Below are 16271 nucleotides of genomic sequence, written 5' to 3' on the forward strand. Positions count from 1 at the left end.
ATCGTGCCGCCACGCTATTTTAACGCCAATGGGTGACCGCCGGGCTCTGGCATGGTAACGGCCAGGACACTGCCGGTGCGGAACCATCCGTGCACGGCCATGCAGAAAGGATCGCGCACCCGATGCAAGCCTGGAGGTTCAGGGCGGCGGTTGGCCTCATCGCCGGGCTGACGGCGGCGTTCGCTGCCTGCGCCGCCGTTCCCGAATACGTCGTCAGCGTGCAGAAAACCTATCCGCACGATCCGCTGGCCTTCACCGAGGGGCTACTCTACCACAACGGTTTCCTGTACGAAAGCACTGGCCTGGAAGGGCACTCCTCGATCCGCAAAGTCGTCCTGGCCACCGGCAAGGTCGTGCAGGAGCGCGACATCGACCCGCGCTACTTCGGCGAAGGCATCGTCATCTGGAAGAACCGGCTGATCGAGCTGACCTGGAAGTCCGAGATCGGCTTTGCCTACGACGCCCGCTCGTTCGCGCCGCTCTCCAGCTTCCATTACACCGGCCAGGGCTGGGCGCTGACACGGGACAGGACGCATATTTTCATGAGCGACGGCACCAGCGACCTGCGCGTGCTCGATCCCGGCAGCCTGAAGGAGACTAGCCGCATCCACGTGACCTGCGACGGGCGTCCGCTGCAGGCCATCAACGAACTGGAATGGGTCAACGGCGAGATCTACGCCAATATCTGGCAGACCAACGTGATTGCCCGGATCGATCCGGCAAGCGGTCATGTCGTTGGCCTGATTGATCTCAGCGACCTGGCAGCCTGGATCGGCGTCGGGCACCACGTGGATGTGCTGAACGGAATCGCCTACGACGCCAAGGGCAAGCGTCTGTTCGTTACTGGGAAGTTCTGGCCGAGCCTGTTCCAGATCGCCCTCATCCCCCGCACGGCGGCGAAGGACCTGTGCGGCAAGCTGCCCTGAGTCGCCGGCGCGAAGCCTAACCGGCTCACAGAGCTACCCGCCTGTCACACGATGATGTTCCAGAGCGGCAGATGCCAATTCTTCGCCACCTGTGCCGTATCCTGCCCAGGCAGCCATTCGTGGGCCATATCGTCTTGTCGTGGCGCCATCCCGGCCGGGCTACAGCAGACCGCAGGTCGGTTGGGACACTGAGGCCCCCTGTCCTCATCGTCATGGCCCGGCTCGTCCCTACGCAATGCACACATCCTGGAAACGAGTCGGAAATGACCGTAAAATCAAGTGCTTGCCTGGGCGCCAAGAGCGTTCCCCCATCGTCATGGCCCGGCTTGTCCGGGCCACCTGTCGCGGCACAAGTGCTGGAATAGGTGGCCCGGACAAGCCGGGCCATGACGATGGGGGAACGCTGCGGCGGACCGTTTCCGAGATGTGTGCATCCCGTAGGGCTCGTCCGGGCCACCTATCGCGGCACATGTGCTGGAACAGGTGGCGCGGACGAGCCGGGCCATGACGATGAGGGGGCGCCGTCGCCCTGTCTCAATCGACCTGCGTTCTGCTGTAACGCAGACCGCCTCGCTTGAACCACCGCACGGCATCCTCCACCGAGCGAAACACCTGCCCCGGGCCGATCGTCGCCAGCAGGCCGGTCCGTGCGGCGCTGTCATAGGCGCGCTCGGCCGACAGGCGAGCCAGGGCGACCTGGATGCCTTCGCTCCGCAGCCGCCCGATCGCCTGCAGCAGCACGGTCGCGCCGGTGTAGTCGATACCGGTCACGCCGCTGGCCTCCAGCACCACCAGCCGGACCGGTGAGGGCGCACGCTCGATCGCCGCCGTCAACTGGTCGCGGATGAACGTGGCGTTGGTGAAATTCAGCGGCGCGGCGGCGGCGAACACCAGGATGCCCGGTTCGTGCTCCCCGGCCTCGCCGTGCGGCGGCCACCATACCGTCGTGCCCGGGGCGCGGGCCAGTTCCTCGCACAGCGGGCGGGCGATGGCATAGGAACTCAGCAGCAACGACAGGATGATGCTTGCGAGCATGCCGGTCTCGATCGGCAGCAGCACCACCAGCGCGGCGCTGGCGGCGACCAGCCAGATTTCCGCTCCGCCGCTGCGGGCAATGGTCACCATCTCCTTCAGCCGGAAAATCCGCACTGCGACCGCGATCAGGATCCCGCCCAGCGCCGCGTGTGGCACGAACGCCAGCAGCCCGCCTCCACCCAGCAGCAGCGCCGCGGCCAGGATCACGGCGACGATCGAAACCAACTGCGAGCCTCCGCCCGCGGACACCACCACGGCGGTGCGCGGCGGGCTGGCGTTGACCGCGAAGCCGCCAATCAGGCCGGCGATGACGCAACCGGCGCCGACGCCGCCGAAGTCGCGGGCAACGTGGCGCGGGCCATCCGGGTGGGACGGGAAGGCGCGCAGCACGGCGGCGGTCTGCATCATGCAGACCAGGGCCACGATCAGGGCCAGCGGGGCGATCCGCAGGACGTCGTCCGGCCTGGCCACCGGAACAGCCAGATGCGGCAGGGTGGCCGGCAGGGTGCCCAGGACGTCGACGCCATGCCGGTCCAGGTGCAGCAGGGCGGTCGCGCCGGCCACCGCGACCAGCGCCAGCAGCGCCCCGGGCAGGTGCTTCGCCCGGCGCTCGGTTGCCTGCGTGGCGGCCAGCACGAACAGGCCGATGGCCAGCGCGAAGGGGTTGGTGTCGGGCAGGCGCTGGATGATCTGGAGGGCCTGTGCCGCGATCGGGCTGTGCACGTCGGGCAGGCCAAGCACCGAGGGCATCTGGCCGACGATAATGTGGACAGCGATGCCGGCCATGAAGCCGGTGGTGACCGGGATGGACAGCAGGTCGGCCACCCAGCCCGCGCGCAGCAAGGCGGCGCCGATCAGTACGGCCCCGACCATGATCGAGAGCAACGTCGCCAGCCCCGCGTAATCCGCGGACCCCGGGGCAGCGAGCAGGGCCAGCGAACTGGCGAAGATCGGCGCGATGGTGGAGTCGGCGCCGGCCGACAAATAGCGGTTGGTGCCGAACACGGCGAAGCCGATGGCGCCGGCCGCGAACGCGAACAGGCCGGCCTCGGGCGGCATGCCGGCAAGCCGGGCGGTGGCGAGTTGTTCAGGAATGGCGATCGCGGCGAGCAGCAGGCCGGCCATGGCATCCCGCGGCACACCGCTCAAGAGGTTTCGCGCCTGTTTCAGCACCGGATGGTTCCCGCCTGGTCGTTGCAGGCGCGCAGGATAGGCCAGCCCGGACGGCGTTGGGTGTGATTTTGTGGCCCTGCGGGCAATTTCCCCGCGTGGCCACCGGAGCAGGCCCAGCGGACGGGGCGGCGTCCTGCGGCGCGGCGCGCGCAAGCTCGGCCGGGTCGATACCAGGGAGTCGGTCAAACCCCTGCCGCCCGGCCCATGCGGCAGCGAACCGCGGATGGATCGGCACGCCGCTTTGGGAGCCGGGATCTGCCACCCCGTGACGGTGGCCCTGCGGCCGCCATGACGGGGTGGCACCGGCTTTCCCCATTTTTCGTGATGGCCGCGCGGCCAGGGGGACCGCTGGCGAACCAGTTGCCGCAAATAGGGGTATCACTGGTATTTGAATTCTGGCCTGCCCCAATCCACTCCGAATTTGATCGTTGTCAATGTCTTATCCGCCGGGTCGTCAACAGTGCATCGACAAACCTCAGATGCGACATGCCAATGCCGTGGGCTCAAATCCAGGACTGCGCGGATGTGGATGAAGTCCGTTCTGTGACCGGACCGGTCGTGAGCGAGTACTTTGCCGCGAGCGGCGGGCCGTTCCACGTGCGCCTGGTTTCGGTTGCCCTGCACTGCCTTCGGCTGGACTGCGCGACCGAAACACTCCCGCGCTCACTTTTCCTCGAAATGCACGATCGCGTTGGCATTGGCTTTTCCGCCAGTAACAACTTTCCGATGAAGCATCAGGGCGCGGAATTGCTGGCCAATGAGATCTCCATGATGTCTCCAGGAGGGACGCTGTGGCATACCACGACCGGCCCGGGCGATTGGTTTACCATGGCATTGCCCGAGGATGATTTCGCCGAGGCTGGGTCCACGCTCGTCGGCCGGGACATCATGGCGTGCACGCCGTCCCTGGTCGCCAGGGTAGCGCCGTCGTCACTGGCAAGGTTGCAATCCCTTTATGCCGCTGCGGTACGGGCTGCGGAAAGCGCGCCCGAAATCATCGCCCATCCCGCCGCCGCGCGCGCACTGGAAACCACGCTGATCGAAGCCATGCTCGAATGCCTTGCCCAGGGTGACATGCGATACGACAGCGCAAGCCGGCGGCGCCACGCCACCATCATTGGACGGCTGGGTCAACTCGAAGAGGCCAATCGTGGCCGCCCGCTCTTTCTGGCCGACGTCTGTCGAAGCCTGCGGGTCAGTCAGCGCAGCCTCCACCAGATCTGCCAGGAATATCTCGGTGTCGGTCCCAAGCGCTATCTCTTGTTGCGCCGGCTTCGCCTGGCCTATCGCGAACTGGAAACGGCTTCCCGCAGCGAGACGACGGTCACGGAGGTTGCCACCAAGTACGGGTTCTGGGAGCTCGGCCGCTTCGCCGTTGCCTACCGGGAAACATTCGGTGAATCACCTTCAGCCACGCTCGCGCGATAAAGCCGTCGACATCCGTTGGATGCACGCCAGTAAAATCTTGCGGCAGCCGGAGAATTCTCGGTTTCCGCATAGACAAGCGCAGCTTCCGACTGTGAATTTCAGGACAATCCGCCACTCCTGAAACGGCCATGGTGTCGTTGGACACTTTGCGACACGGAGATGACGAATGCTGAACTGCGGTTCGTCGACATTTGCCGATGCCGAGGACTACGAAGCGGCTCTGCCGTTTGATGCCGATCTTCTTTTGTTGCAACCCGGCCACTTCCTCTCGCGCCTCACCTGGATAAACCTGCCCCGGTTGGGCTTGCTGCGCGGGCAGGAGTCGCTGTCCCGGGTCGCCCGCGTGTCGCTGCCGCTGCACCGGATTTTCGTGATTTTTCCAATGGACCGCGCCTCACCATTGATCTGCGACGGCGTCTCCGTGCCGTGGGGCGACATCATGCTTCGCGGCCCTGGCGAACGCTTCTGGCAACGAACCGCGGCCGCCAGCGTCTGGGGCGCTATCTCGCTGACACGCTCCTGCCTGGTTTCGTATGGCCGCACGCTCATTGGCCGCAGCTTCTCACCACCATCCTATGGTCAGGTGCTGCGGCTCGCTGCGGGCGATCGGGAGGACCTGCTGCGCTTGCACAGCCATGCGGCACGCCTGGCCGAAACCGGACCGGAGCGTCTCGCACGACCCGAAATTGTTCGAGCGCTCGAGCACGACGTCATCGCTGCTCTCGTGACGGCGATCGCGGACGCTGATCCGCGACAGGGTGTGACGGATGGGTGTCATTGTTGCGGGCTCCTGGTACGACTGGCGGACGTGATCGCCACTTCCCCGCATCACGTGCCGTCGATCCCGCAGTTCTGCCGCGCCACCGGCGTGTCGGAGCGGATGCTGCGGACCTGCTGCCTGAATCTGCTGGGCATCAGCCCCGCCCGCTACATAAGCCTGCGCCAACGCAAACACCTGCGCCACGCGTGGCAGCCCACTCAGGAACCTGCCGGAAAGGTGGAGGCAACGGGCGCCTGCCGCTCCCACCGCGGCGCCACGGCGACCGGCAGGCCTCCGGTATGGCGGCCGTGCATGAGGGCCTGATTCAGACCGGTTGAAAAACGTTGTCGCGGCGCTGAAATCGCTCTGGTTTGCTGGTGCGCGCAGGCCTTCCGATCGAGTCCGCCGCAGGTCAGGCATCGGTGCGGATCTGGTTTCCGCTCAACCCGGGAAGCATCCTGGCCGGTCAGCGACGGGATGCTCCGGAACCCGGAACTTGCGGGCGGTCGCGTTTCCGCGCGTGCCCCGGGCCGACGCTATTGCGGCGCCTCCTTCTTGGCGGCGGCGGCGGCCATCAGGGTATCGAAACATGGCGCGGAAAGTTGCGAGACATGCGCCTTCATGCAGGCCTTGATGCGTCCCTGGCCCGGCGGCACCCCCGGGCAAAGCCGATCGATGTCGTTGCCGCAGGCCTCGGCAATCTGCAAGCCGCTCGGTGCTGCCGGCGGCTGCGCGAAACCGGGCTTCGCCAGCAGCAGGATTGCGATGGCGATACCCGTCATCAGCTTGGTCATTCGTGTCCTCCGTTGCTCAACCGGCCATGTCATTCCGCTGCTACAGCGGATGCAGCGACAGCTCCACCCGGCGGTTCTCGGCGCGTCCTTCGGGCGTGGCATTCGAGGCGATCGGATCGGCATCGCCGAAGCCCTTCGCCGCGATGAGGTTGGGCCTGACTCCCTGCGAGATCAGGAAGTGCATGACCTCATCGGCCCTCCGTTGTGATAGGACAACATTGGACGGAATGCCCTGCGCCGCCAGTTCCGGGCCAATCGGCGTGCTGTCGGTGAAACCGCTCACATACAGCATGTGCTCCTGCGTCGGCGCGAGTTTGCGCGCGATCCCGGCGATGGCCGCCTTGCCGGCGTCGGACAGTTGCCATCCCCCCGGCGGAAACAGCATGTCGCTTTTCAGCGTGTACAGGACCGAGAGCGCGCTCATCAGCGTATCGAAACAGGACGCCGAGAGCTGCGACATGTGTTTCTTCATGCAGGCCTTGAGGCGCCCGCCGCCTGGCGCCACGCCGGGACAGAACCGATCGACGTCGCCTGCACAGGCCCGTGTGATCTGCTTGCCGCTCGGCACCGGCTCCTGCGCGACGGCAATCGTCGCGAACGACAGGATCAGGACGGAAAGCCCGAAGCCACGTTTCAACATCGCATTCTTTCCTTACCCGCGAAATCCGTCCGTCCCGGTCCCGGTGCCACGGCGATGCGGTTGCTTCGACGCATCGCCGCACCCGGACGAGCGCGGCTTCCGGCGGACGCGATGGATGCTGCTGCCGTAATATTACATACTGACAGCGGACGGGTGGGGCCCATCAGACTGGCCACGGCGCGGCCAATGCCGGCCTGGCAGATCCGCTGCCAGACACGCCAGATGGTTACGCCTGCGACGGCTGAGGCCGTTGCACCGTTGCGGTGGAGTTTTGGCACGTCCCGGTCCTGTATCCGCCGATTTCTTGTCTGGAGAACCGCTGAGCGGCCGCCCGTCGTGCCAGGATGCCTCGCCAGGCGTTCCATTGCTGTGCAAATTCGGCATATACAACGCGAAAATGGCACCCCCGGAAGCCGAAGACTTCCGGGGGTGGCGCGTCACGATGGCGGGCGCCAGGGTGCAGGCAAAGCGGCGACCGGATGCCGAAGCGAGACGGGTATTCCAGAGACGGCCTGTCTTCATCGTCATGGCCCGCCTGTTCGCATCGGCGCTACCAAGGGCCCAAGCCAGGATAACTGACCCACCGGAGCCAGCGCACCGGGCCTTGCCTTTCTCCGTCATGGTGGGCCTGCTCCCCATTGGCGTTAAAATAGGGCTGGCTGTTGCCTCCTGGTCATGGCCCGGCTTGTCCGGGCCACCTATTCCAGCACTGTGCCGCGACAGGTGGCCCGGACAAGCCGGGCCATGACGGAATGGCAAGCATCGTGCCGCCGCCACGCTATTTTAACGCCAATGGGGCCTGCTCCCACCATGACGGGGAGGCACCGACCTTGCCCATTTCCATCCATTGTGGCGGCCGTGACGACAGGGCGGCGCCTCAGCTCAGGAACCCGGTGGAAATCCACGGCACGGCGGCGATCACCACCAACCCGAACACCAGCGCGACCATATACCCCATGATCGGCTTCAGCCCCAGGTCCGGCTTGATCCGGCTGACGGCGCAGGCCGAGTAGTAGCCGACGCCGAACGGCGGCGAGAACAGCCCCACGCCCATCGCCAGCACCACGACGATCGCGTAGTGCACCTCGTTGATCCCCACCGAGCGGGCGATCGGGAACAGCAGCGGGCCGAACAGGACGACCGCCGGGATGCCCTCCAGCACGCTGCCCAGCACCACGAACGCCAGGATCGACACCGCCAGGAAGCTGGCCTTGCCGCCCGGCATCGATGCCATCGCCGTCGCCAGCGCGTGTGAAAAGCCCGACTGCGTCAGCGCCCAGGACATCCCGGTGGCGGCGCCGATGATGATCAGGATCGCCCCCGACAGCGCCGCCGTCTCCACCAGCATCGGCATCAGCCGCCGCCAGTCGAACCGCCGGTAGACCAGCAGGCCGACCAGCACGGTATAGACCACGCCGATGGTCGAGACCTCGGTCGCCGTCGTCGCGCCGCTGATCACGGCGTAGCGGATGACGAACGGCAGCAGCAGCCCGGGCAGCGCCACCAGGAAGGTGCGGCCGATCTGCGCCCAGGAGGCTCGGCGGTGGGTGGCGTCAGACGGCTTGCCCCGCAGCCGCCAGCGCATCACGCCGCACAGCATCAGGCCGAGCACCAGGCCCGGCAGCAACCCGCCGGTGAACAGCGCGGCGATCGACACGCCGGTGACCGAGCCGATGGTGATCAGCACCAGCGACGGCGGGATCGTCTCGGTCTGCGCGCCGGTCGCCGCCAGCAGCGCCAGCAATTCGCCCGGCGCGGCGCCGCGTTCCTTCATTTCCGGGAACAGCACCGGCGCGATCGCCGCCATGTCGGCCGCCTTCGAACCGGAAATGCCAGAGACCAGGTACATTGCGCCAATCAGCACATAGGACAGGCCGCCGCGCACATGCCCCAGCAGGCTGACCAGGAACCCCACCAGCGCCCGGGCGATACCGGTCATCTCCATCAGCAGGCCCAGGATGACGAACAGCGGCACCGCCAGCAGGATCAGTTGCGACATGCCCTCGTCCATGCGCCCGACCAGCACCTGGTCCGGCACGGTGGTGGTCAGCGTCAGGTAGCCGTAGGTGGCCAGACCGAAGGCAAAGGCGATCGGCACCCCGGCCAGCACCATGGCGCCCACCAGGCCGACGAAGAAGACCAGCAGGTTGATGTTGCCCAGGTGGTGCAGCAACGGCTGCGCGGCATAGAACACCGCGCCGATGGCGACGATCGCGCCGATGCCGGCGGCGACCATGCGCAGGCTGCCGACGGTCGCCAGCCGCAGCAGCGCCACCAGCAGCATCAGCGTCGCGCCGACGGGGAAGGCGGCCGCCGCCCAGGCGCCGGAGATTTCCAGCGCCGGCGTGGTGATGAAGCCCTCGTCCTGCGCGAATTCCAGCCCGGGCAGGATCATCAGCGCCAGGAAGGCCAGCGGCACCGCCATCGCCAGCACGTCCAGGAAGGCGCGGGTCGAGGGCTTGGCGCGGACGACCAGCGCGGTCATGCGCATGTGCTCATTCCGCCGCAGCGCGACGACCGAGCCGAGCATCGCCAGCCAGAGGAACAGGATCGACGCCAGTTCGTCCGACCAGATCAGCGGCGCGTTGAACACGTAGCGGGCGAGGACGCCGGCGAACAGCACCACCAGTTCCGCGACGACCAGCAGCGCGGCCGGCACTTCGACCAGGTGCCCGATGACCCGGTCCGCCAGGATGACCCAGCGCGCGCTCTCGCGGCGCGGGGCTGATTCGGAAAGGGCCATGGTGCTCATGCCAACCTCCCCGAGGTCTGCTCCAGCAGGCCCCAGGCCTCGGCACCATACTTGGCCTTCCAGTCGGGGTAGAAGCTGGTTTTCGCCAGGGCGTCGCGGAAGGCGGCCCTGTCCACCTCGTTGAATTTCAGGCCCTTGGCCGTCAGGGTCTGGCGCAGGCTGACGCTGAGCCTGGCGATGTCGGCGCGCTGGTCCATCGCCGACTTGTCGAACTCGCGGGTGACGATGGCGCGGACATCCGCCGGCAGCCTGGCCCAGGCGCGGCGGTTGCCCAGCAGGCAGTAGCCGTCCCAGACATGGCTGGTGAGGGAGCAGTATTTCTGCACCTCATACAGCCGCGTGGTGGCGATGATGGCGAGCGGGTTTTCCTGCCCCTCCACCACCTTGGTCTGCAGCGCCGAATACACCTCGCTGAAATTGATCGGCGTCGGCCCGGCGCCCAGCGCCTGGAACAGCGACGTCAGCATCGGCGCCGGCGGCACGCGCAGCTTCAGGCCCTTCAGGTCCGCCGGGGTGACAATCGGCTTCGTCGAGGTGGTGACCTGGCGGAAGCCGTTGTCCATCAGCTTGCAGACCTGCACCAGGCCCGCCTTGCCGATTTGCGTGCGGACGTAGTCGCCAAGCCCGCCGTCCACCGCTTTCCAGACAGCGTCGTAGTCCGGGAAGGCAAAGCCCGTGCTGAGGATGCCGGCAACCGGCACCAGCGTCGCCAGGATCGCGTTGGACAGGTTGAACATCTCGACCCCGCCCAGGCGCACCTGCGACAGCAGGTCGGTATCGGAGCCAAGCTGGTTGGCCGGGAACAGCTTGATCTCGAGCCGGCCGGACGTCGCCTGGCGGATGCGGTCGATCGCTTCCTGGTCGCGGATGTTGATCGGGTGCGTCGGGTCCTGGCCGGTGGCGAGCTTGTAGCTGAACTCGGCCGCGGACCCGGGCCGCGTCAGGACGCCGACAAGCGGCAGCGCGGCGGCCGAGGCGAGCAGGCCGCGGCGGGTGACGTGTGTGGCCTTCATTGGTGTTTCCCCTGTCTCGTCCGGCTTCAGCCGATGAAGTTGAGTCTGCGATAGCTACGAATTACCTGGCTGTCATCCGCGGCGCCCTCGCCACGGCCGGAGGCGGCGAGGAAAAGCTGGTGCGCCAGCCCCGCCATCGGCAGCGCCGCCCTGGCGTCGCGGCCCGCCTGCATGACGATGCCCAGGTCCTTGACGAAGATGTCGATGGCGCTGGTGACGATGGGGTCCGCTTCCAGCATGCGCGGCCCGCGGTCGCCCAGCATCCAGCTGGCCGCCGAGGAGCCGCCCATCACCTCCAGCAGCATGCGGCCATCGACGCCGAGCTTTTCCGCCAGCGCCAGCCCCTCGGCGGCGACGGCGATGTGCGCGCCGCAGAGCAACTGGTTGACGGTCTTGACCACGGCACCCTGGCCCGGCGTGTCGCCGACATGGAAGATGCGCTGGCCGAGCGCGGCGAACACCGGGCGGACGGCGGCGAACACGTCGTCCGGCGCGGCGGCCATGATGGTGAGTTTCGCCGCGGTGGCGCCGGCGACGCCGCCGGAGACCGGGGCATCGACGAAGCGCCGCCCGGTGGCGAGCACCTTTTCAGCGATCGCCGCGACAGCGGCGGGCGGGCAGGTGGCCATCAGCACGACGATACCCTCCGGCGGCAGCGCGTTCAGGGCGCCGCCGGCGAACAGCGCGGCCTCGGCCTGGGCGGCATCGACCACCATCAGCAGCAGGGCGTCGGCATCCTCGGCGGCCGTGGCGGCGGTGTGGCAAGCAATGCCGCCGGCCGCTGCCAGCGCTTCGCAGGCGGCGGGCCGCACGTCGGTGCCGCGCACGGCGAAGCCGGCGGCGAGCAGCGCCCGCGTCATCGGTTGGCCCATGGCGCCGAGGCCGACGAATGCGATCGTCTTCATCACAGCCAGCCTTTCAGCGTCGCCGCCATCGCCGGGGCGGAGAGGCCGTAGCGGTCGTGCAGCGTCGGCAACGCACCGGCGTCGAGGAACTGGTCCGGCAGGGCGACCTGGCGGAAGCGGGGGGCAATGCCGTTCCGCAGCAGCGTGGCCGCGACCGCCTCGCCGAGGCCGCCGACGACGGAGTGGTTTTCCGCCACCACGACCGGACGGCCGGCGCGTGCCGCCTGGGCGCGGATGGTGGCCTCGTCCAATGGCTTGATCGTCGGCACGTGCAGCACGGCCGCCTCGATCCGGTCCCGGCGCAGCAGGTCCGCGGTTTCCAGCGCGCGCATGGTCATCAGGCCGGTGGAGACGATCAGCACGTCGGCGCCGTCGCGCAGCAGCGCCGCCTTGCCGAGTTCGAACTTGTAGTCGTACTCGTCCAGCACCAGGGGCACGGCGCCGCGCAGCAGCCGCATGTACACCGGCCCCTGGTGCGCGGCGATGGCCGGCACCGCCTGCTCGATGTCCAGCGCGTCGCACGGATCGACGATGGTCAGGTTCGGCATGCCGCGGAAGATCGCCAGGTCCTCGGTGGCCTGGTGGCTCGGGCCGTAGCCGGTGGTCAGGCCGGGCAGGGCGCAGACGATCTTGACGTTCAGGGCCTCCTCGGCGATCCCGAGGCAGATGAAGTCGTAGGCGCGGCGGGAGGCGAACACGGCATAGGTGGTGGCGAACGGGGTGAACCCCTCGCGCGCCAGGCCGGCGGCGGCGCCCATCAGCAGCTGCTCGGCCATGCCCATCTGGTAGAACCGGTCGGGATGCGCCTGGGCGAAGATGTGCAGGTCGGTGTATTTGCTCAGGTCCGCGGTCATGCCGACGATGTCGGGCCGCTGCGCCGCCAGCGCCGCCAAAGCGTGGCCGAACGGGGCGGGTTTCGTCTTCTGGCCCTCGCCGGCGATCGAGGCGATCATCGCCGAGGTGGTCAGGCGCGGTTTCGTGGCGCTCATTGGGTTGCCTCCTCCCGGTCCAGGATCGCCAGGGCCTGCTGCCATTCCTGCGGCTCGACGCGCAGGAAGTGGTTGCGCTCGCGGGCTTCCAGGAACGGGATGCCCCTGGCCATGCGGGTATCGAAAATGATCACGCGCGGACGCGGCTCGGCCAACCCGCGCGCGGTGTCGAAGGCGGCGCGCACGGCGGCGATGTCGTTGCCGTTGACACGCTGGGCGTGCCAGCCGAACGCCTCCCATTTCGGCGCCAGCGGTTCGGCGCACAGCATCGACGTGGATGGGCCGTCGGCCTGCTGGTTGTTGAAGTCGACCAGGCAGATCAGGTTGTCCAGCTTCCAGTGCGCCGCCGACATCGCCGCTTCCCAGGTGGCGCCTTCCCCAAGCTCGCCGTCGGACATCATATTATAGACGAAGGCGCCGGAGCGCTTGCGCTTCAGGCCGAGGCTCATGCCGACGGCGATGCCAAGCCCCTGGCCGAGCGAGCCGCCGCTGATCTCCATCCCCGGCGTGTAGGCGGCCATGCCGGACATCGGCAGGCGGCTGTCATCGATGCCGTAGGTTTCCAGCTCGTCGCGCGGGATGACGCCGGCCTCGATCAGCGCCGCATACATGGCGATGGCGTAGTGGCCGACGGAGAGCAGAAAGCGGTCGCGGCCTTCCCAGTCTGGCTCCTCCGGGCGGTAGGCCAGGGCGTGGAAATACGCCACCGCCAGTACGTCTGCGATGCCGAGCGCCTGGGCGATGTAGCCCTGGCCCTGGACCTCGCCCATGCGCAGAGCGTTGCGGCGGATGTTGCGGGCGCGCTCGGCCAGCGTCGGCGCGTTCGGACGGTCGGTTGCCATGGGTTTCCCCTCCGGTCAGTGGATGTGCATGCCGCCATTGACGTCGATCTCCGCGCCCGTGATGTAGGACGAGAGATCCGAGGCGAGGAACAGGAAGGCGCCGGCGACGTCGTTCGCCTCGCCCAGGCGGTCGAGCGGGATGCCTTTGCGGATGTCCAGCTTCATCTCCGGGGTCAGCTTGCCGCCGGTGATGTCGGTCTGGATCAGGCCGGGGCAGACGGAATTGACCCGGATGCCATCGGCACCAAGCTCGCGCGCCATCGCCTTGGCGAGGCCGAGGACGCCGGCCTTGGCGGCGGAATAGTGCGGCCCGCCGAAGATGCCGCCGCCGCGCTGGGCGGACACCGACGACATGCAGGCGATCGAGCCGGACTTCCGCTGGCGCATGTGCGGCACCACCGCCTGGCTCAGGTTCAGCACGTCGTCGAGGTTGACGGCGATGATGCGCTGCCAGTCGGCCGGCGTGATCTCCTGGAATTTCACCGGCTGGGTGACGCCGGCGTTGTTGACCAGGATGTCGATCCGGCCGGTCTCCGCCAGGGTGCGGCCGATGGCGTCGCGGCAGGCCTCGGGGCTGGTGACGTCGCAGGCGAAGCCGAGATGGTTCGGCCCGATGGACGCGGCGGCGTCCTTTGCTGCGGCTTCTTGCAGGTCGAGGATAACGACACGGGCGCCGTGCGTGGCGAACAGGCGGGCGGTGGCCAGGCCGATGCCGCGGGGGCTGGCAGCCCCGGAAATGACGGCGACGCGGTCCTGCAGCAGCATGGTTTCCTCCGGAACGCTTTGGATGGGGATTCTACTGGACGGTATTTCGATGAGTGACAAACGCGAAATTTGCACCTATTGATGAATTCAGTTCATCGATTTTGCCATGAAGCAGTTGCCATTGACCGGACTCCGCGCCTTCGAGGCGGCCGCGCGCACCGGTTCGTTCCGCGCCGCCGCCGACCTCATCGGCGTGACGCCGAGCGCGGTCAGCCACGCCATCCGCTCGCTGGAATACGCGCTGCAGACCTCGCTGTTCTTCCGCGAAGGGCGGAAAGTCGGCCTGACCGCGCAGGGCGACGTGCTGCTGCGGCACGTGCAGCTTGGGTTCGAGGAACTGATCCGCGGCATTGCCGCCGTTTCCGGCCAGAACCGCATGCTGTTGCGGCTGCACTGCGCGCCGAGCTTCGCCGCGCAGTGGCTGGTGCCGCGGCTGCCGCGGCTGCTGGCCGACACCGCGGGGCTGGAGGTGCGGGTGGCGGCGAGCGTGAACTTCTCCCGCTTCCGCGCCGACGAGTTCGACGTCGACATCGTCTATGGCGCCGACGTGGCGGAGCGCTACGCCCACAGCCGGCATCCGCGCCTGGTGGTGCTGCCGCTGGGCGAGGAAACCGTCACCCCGCTGTGCTGTCCCGCGCTCGCGGCACGCATCCGCACGCCGCGCGACCTGCTGGGGGAGACGCTGATCGAAAGCGATAACAAGGGCGTGCGCTGGCCCGCTTGGTTCGCCGCCAACGGCCTGCCGCCGCCGGAGCCGCATGGGCCGCGCTTCGACCGCAGCTTCCTGTCGATCAGCGCGGCAGCGGACGGGCTGGGGGTGGCGCTGGAATCGACCCGGTTGGCGGAGCGGGAACTGGCGAGCGGGCGTCTGATGCGGCCGCTGCCGGCAGCGCGGGATGTCGCTTATGTCGGCCACTTCCTGACGTTCCCATATGCCGAGCGCTACCGGCTGGAACTGCTGGTGCTGACGGGGTGGCTCGCGGCCGAGCTTGGGATCAGCCTGGACCTGGGGAATGCCGGCAGCGGCGGATAGGGTTGTGGCCAGGAGCCGCGCTGCGGCAAACCGCAGGCAGGTTGAGACGTGGCGACGGCGCGCCTTCATCGTCATGGCCGCCGAATGGCAGTCGTCTACGCCCTACGATGCTGGTTCCGGGAAAGGCGTGGATGGCGGCCTGTGCCCGCCATGACGCCAGGGCGGCCGCCGGGACCATGCGAGGCAGCAAGCCCATGACCGGAGAGACTGGCATGACGGCAATATCCAACTGGCCCATCCGCCAGGGCCGTGACACCGACGGCCCCGGCATCATCGCCCTGATCGCCTCCTGCTGGGCCCGCTATCCCGGCATCCGCATGGACGTGGACGGCGAAATGCCGGAACTTCATACCCTTGCGACCTATTATTCACAGCAGGACGGAGCCCTCTGGATCGCCGGGACCGACAGCCGCGTCGCCGGCATGATCGCCACCCGGCCGCTGGACAGCGGCACCTGGGAAATCTGCCGGGTCTACGTGGACCCCGCATTGCACGGCGCCGGCCTCGGCCATGCCCTGCTTGACCATGCCGAACGCCACGCCATCGCCGCCGGCGCGCAATGCCTCACGCTCTGGAGCGACACGCGCTTCGGCCGCGCCCACCGATTCTACGAAAAGCGTTCCTACCTTCGCCACGGCCCGGTGCGGGTGCTGGCCGACATCTCCAATTCCTTGGAGTTCGGTTATGCAAAGCCGGTCAACGGCCTGGAATTGTTGGATATTGCCGCGGCAACGGCCGCCGCGGCCCGGCTGGCCGACATCCTCGTCGCCTGCGTCCAAACCAGCGCGTCACTGGAATTCCTGCCGCCTCTGGCCGCCGGCAAGGCGCGCGCCTTCTGGCACCAGATCGCCGCCGATGTCGGCGCCGGCCGCCGCGCCCTGGCGGTCGGCTGGCGTGATGGCGTGCTGCTGGCGGCCGGCCTGCTGGACCTGGCAACGCCCGAGACCCAGCGGCACCGCGCCATCGTGCGCCTGGTGATGGTCCACCCCGAGGCCCGCCGCGCCGGCCTGGGCCGCCAGGTCCTGCGCCGCCTGGAGCAGGCGGCCGTTGCCCACGGCCGCACGCTTCTGACCCTGGAAACCCGGGCCGGCGACCCGGAGGAGCCGTTCTTTCAGGCGGAAGGCTGGACCGAGGCCGGGCGCATCCCCGACGCCATCAGCGGCGCCGAGGCTTCGGCGCACGCCGCGGTCGTCTTCTGGAAGCGCGCCGGCTGAGG

Annotated in this window: 14 protein-coding genes; 5 read left to right on the forward strand and 9 right to left on the reverse strand. The window is 68.0% G+C overall.

What is annotated here, in order from left to right; genetic code table 11:
- The first annotated feature begins 122 nt into the window (after nucleotides 1–122).
- Nucleotides 123–926 carry a glutaminyl-peptide cyclotransferase gene (locus CCS01_RS08750; RefSeq protein WP_104518447.1) on the forward strand — a complete coding sequence of 268 codons (804 nt, stop codon included), beginning with the start codon at nucleotides 123–125 and terminating at the stop codon, nucleotides 924–926.
- A 534-nt stretch (nucleotides 927–1460) separates the two neighbouring features.
- Here the strand turns inward: CCS01_RS08750 and CCS01_RS08755 are convergent.
- Complete coding sequence (locus CCS01_RS08755) at nucleotides 1461–3101, reverse strand: SulP family inorganic anion transporter (protein ID WP_104518448.1); 1641 nt, start codon at nucleotides 3099–3101, stop codon at nucleotides 1461–1463.
- A 591-nt stretch (nucleotides 3102–3692) separates the two neighbouring features.
- Here CCS01_RS08755 and CCS01_RS08760 point away from each other — a divergent pair.
- On the forward strand, nucleotides 3693–4562 hold the full coding sequence (locus tag CCS01_RS08760; RefSeq protein WP_158258300.1) for a helix-turn-helix domain-containing protein: 870 nt from the start codon (nucleotides 3693–3695) through the stop codon (nucleotides 4560–4562).
- A gap of 166 nt (nucleotides 4563–4728) precedes the next feature.
- Nucleotides 4729–5646: an AraC family transcriptional regulator gene (locus CCS01_RS08765; protein WP_104518450.1), complete on the forward strand. Its 918-nt coding sequence runs from the start codon at nucleotides 4729–4731 to the stop codon at nucleotides 5644–5646.
- A gap of 212 nt (nucleotides 5647–5858) precedes the next feature.
- Here the strand turns inward: CCS01_RS08765 and CCS01_RS08770 are convergent, their stop codons facing one another.
- The 8 genes from CCS01_RS08770 to CCS01_RS08805 all read right to left on the reverse strand — a co-directional run bounded on the left by CCS01_RS08770 (nucleotide 5859) and on the right by CCS01_RS08805 (nucleotide 14022).
- Complete coding sequence (locus tag CCS01_RS08770; protein WP_104518451.1) at nucleotides 5859–6116, reverse strand: cysteine rich repeat-containing protein; 258 nt, start codon at nucleotides 6114–6116, stop codon at nucleotides 5859–5861.
- 40 nt (nucleotides 6117–6156) lie between these two features.
- Nucleotides 6157–6756 carry an OmpA family protein gene (locus tag CCS01_RS08775; RefSeq protein ID WP_104518452.1) on the reverse strand — a complete coding sequence of 200 codons (600 nt, stop codon included), beginning with the start codon at nucleotides 6754–6756 and terminating at the stop codon, nucleotides 6157–6159.
- An 877-nt stretch (nucleotides 6757–7633) separates the two neighbouring features.
- On the reverse strand, nucleotides 7634–9508 hold the full coding sequence (locus CCS01_RS08780) for a TRAP transporter large permease (protein ID WP_104518453.1): 1875 nt from the start codon (nucleotides 9506–9508) through the stop codon (nucleotides 7634–7636).
- Nucleotides 9505–10521 (reverse strand): TRAP transporter substrate-binding protein, encoded by a 1017-nt coding sequence (locus tag CCS01_RS08785; protein WP_104518454.1) that lies wholly within the window; start codon nucleotides 10519–10521, stop codon nucleotides 9505–9507. Before CCS01_RS08785 ends, CCS01_RS08780 begins: the two co-directional genes overlap by 4 nt.
- 26 nt (nucleotides 10522–10547) lie before the next feature.
- Nucleotides 10548–11426 (reverse strand): NAD(P)-dependent oxidoreductase, encoded by an 879-nt coding sequence (locus tag CCS01_RS08790; RefSeq protein ID WP_104518455.1) that lies wholly within the window; start codon nucleotides 11424–11426, stop codon nucleotides 10548–10550.
- Entirely contained in the window at nucleotides 11426–12415 is a 990-nt protein-coding gene (locus CCS01_RS08795) for a transketolase family protein (RefSeq protein ID WP_104518456.1), read from the reverse strand. The genes CCS01_RS08790 and CCS01_RS08795 overlap by 1 nt, the downstream gene beginning before the upstream one ends.
- Nucleotides 12412–13257: a transketolase gene (locus tag CCS01_RS08800; RefSeq protein ID WP_104518457.1), complete on the reverse strand. Its 846-nt coding sequence runs from the start codon at nucleotides 13255–13257 to the stop codon at nucleotides 12412–12414. The genes CCS01_RS08795 and CCS01_RS08800 overlap by 4 nt, the downstream gene beginning before the upstream one ends.
- A 15-nt stretch (nucleotides 13258–13272) precedes the next feature.
- Complete coding sequence (locus tag CCS01_RS08805) at nucleotides 13273–14022, reverse strand: SDR family NAD(P)-dependent oxidoreductase (protein WP_104518458.1); 750 nt, start codon at nucleotides 14020–14022, stop codon at nucleotides 13273–13275.
- Between the two features lie 106 nt (nucleotides 14023–14128).
- Here CCS01_RS08805 and CCS01_RS08810 point away from each other — a divergent pair, with 106 nt between their 5' ends.
- Both CCS01_RS08810 and CCS01_RS08815 read left to right on the forward strand, forming a co-directional pair.
- Entirely contained in the window at nucleotides 14129–15055 is a 927-nt protein-coding gene (locus tag CCS01_RS08810; RefSeq protein WP_104518459.1) for a LysR family transcriptional regulator, read from the forward strand.
- Nucleotides 15056–15267: 212 nt separating this feature from the next.
- Nucleotides 15268–16269 (forward strand): GNAT family N-acetyltransferase, encoded by a 1002-nt coding sequence (locus tag CCS01_RS08815; protein ID WP_158258301.1) that lies wholly within the window; start codon nucleotides 15268–15270, stop codon nucleotides 16267–16269.
- The last annotated feature ends 2 nt before the right edge of the window (nucleotides 16270–16271 follow it).

The sequence above is a fragment of the Rhodopila globiformis genome (genome assembly GCF_002937115.1).
GTDB classification, from domain to species: Bacteria; Pseudomonadota; Alphaproteobacteria; order Acetobacterales; family Acetobacteraceae; genus Rhodopila; species Rhodopila globiformis.

Bases quoted from the DNA above. Each gene is read 5' to 3' on its own strand.
- CCS01_RS08780 (WP_104518453.1), bottom strand. From the start codon at position 9,508: ATGAGCACCATGGCCCTTTCCGAATCAGCCCCGCGCCGCGAGAGCGCG.
- CCS01_RS08770 (WP_104518451.1), bottom strand. From the start codon at position 6,116: ATGACCAAGCTGATGACGGGTATCGCCATCGCAATCCTGCTGCTGGCG.
- CCS01_RS08785 (WP_104518454.1), bottom strand. From the start codon at position 10,521: ATGAAGGCCACACACGTCACCCGCCGCGGCCTGCTCGCCTCGGCCGCC.
- CCS01_RS08795 (WP_104518456.1), bottom strand. From the start codon at position 12,415: ATGAGCGCCACGAAACCGCGCCTGACCACCTCGGCGATGATCGCCTCG.
- CCS01_RS08775 (WP_104518452.1), bottom strand. From the start codon at position 6,756: ATGTTGAAACGTGGCTTCGGGCTTTCCGTCCTGATCCTGTCGTTCGCG.
- CCS01_RS08765 (WP_104518450.1), top strand. From the start codon at position 4,729: ATGCTGAACTGCGGTTCGTCGACATTTGCCGATGCCGAGGACTACGAA.
- CCS01_RS08790 (WP_104518455.1), bottom strand. From the start codon at position 11,426: ATGAAGACGATCGCATTCGTCGGCCTCGGCGCCATGGGCCAACCGATG.
- CCS01_RS08805 (WP_104518458.1), bottom strand. From the start codon at position 14,022: ATGCTGCTGCAGGACCGCGTCGCCGTCATTTCCGGGGCTGCCAGCCCC.
- CCS01_RS08800 (WP_104518457.1), bottom strand. From the start codon at position 13,257: ATGGCAACCGACCGTCCGAACGCGCCGACGCTGGCCGAGCGCGCCCGC.
- CCS01_RS08810 (WP_104518459.1), top strand. From the start codon at position 14,129: ATGAAGCAGTTGCCATTGACCGGACTCCGCGCCTTCGAGGCGGCCGCG.
- CCS01_RS08750 (WP_104518447.1), top strand. From the start codon at position 123: ATGCAAGCCTGGAGGTTCAGGGCGGCGGTTGGCCTCATCGCCGGGCTG.
- CCS01_RS08815 (WP_158258301.1), top strand. From the start codon at position 15,268: ATGACGGCAATATCCAACTGGCCCATCCGCCAGGGCCGTGACACCGAC.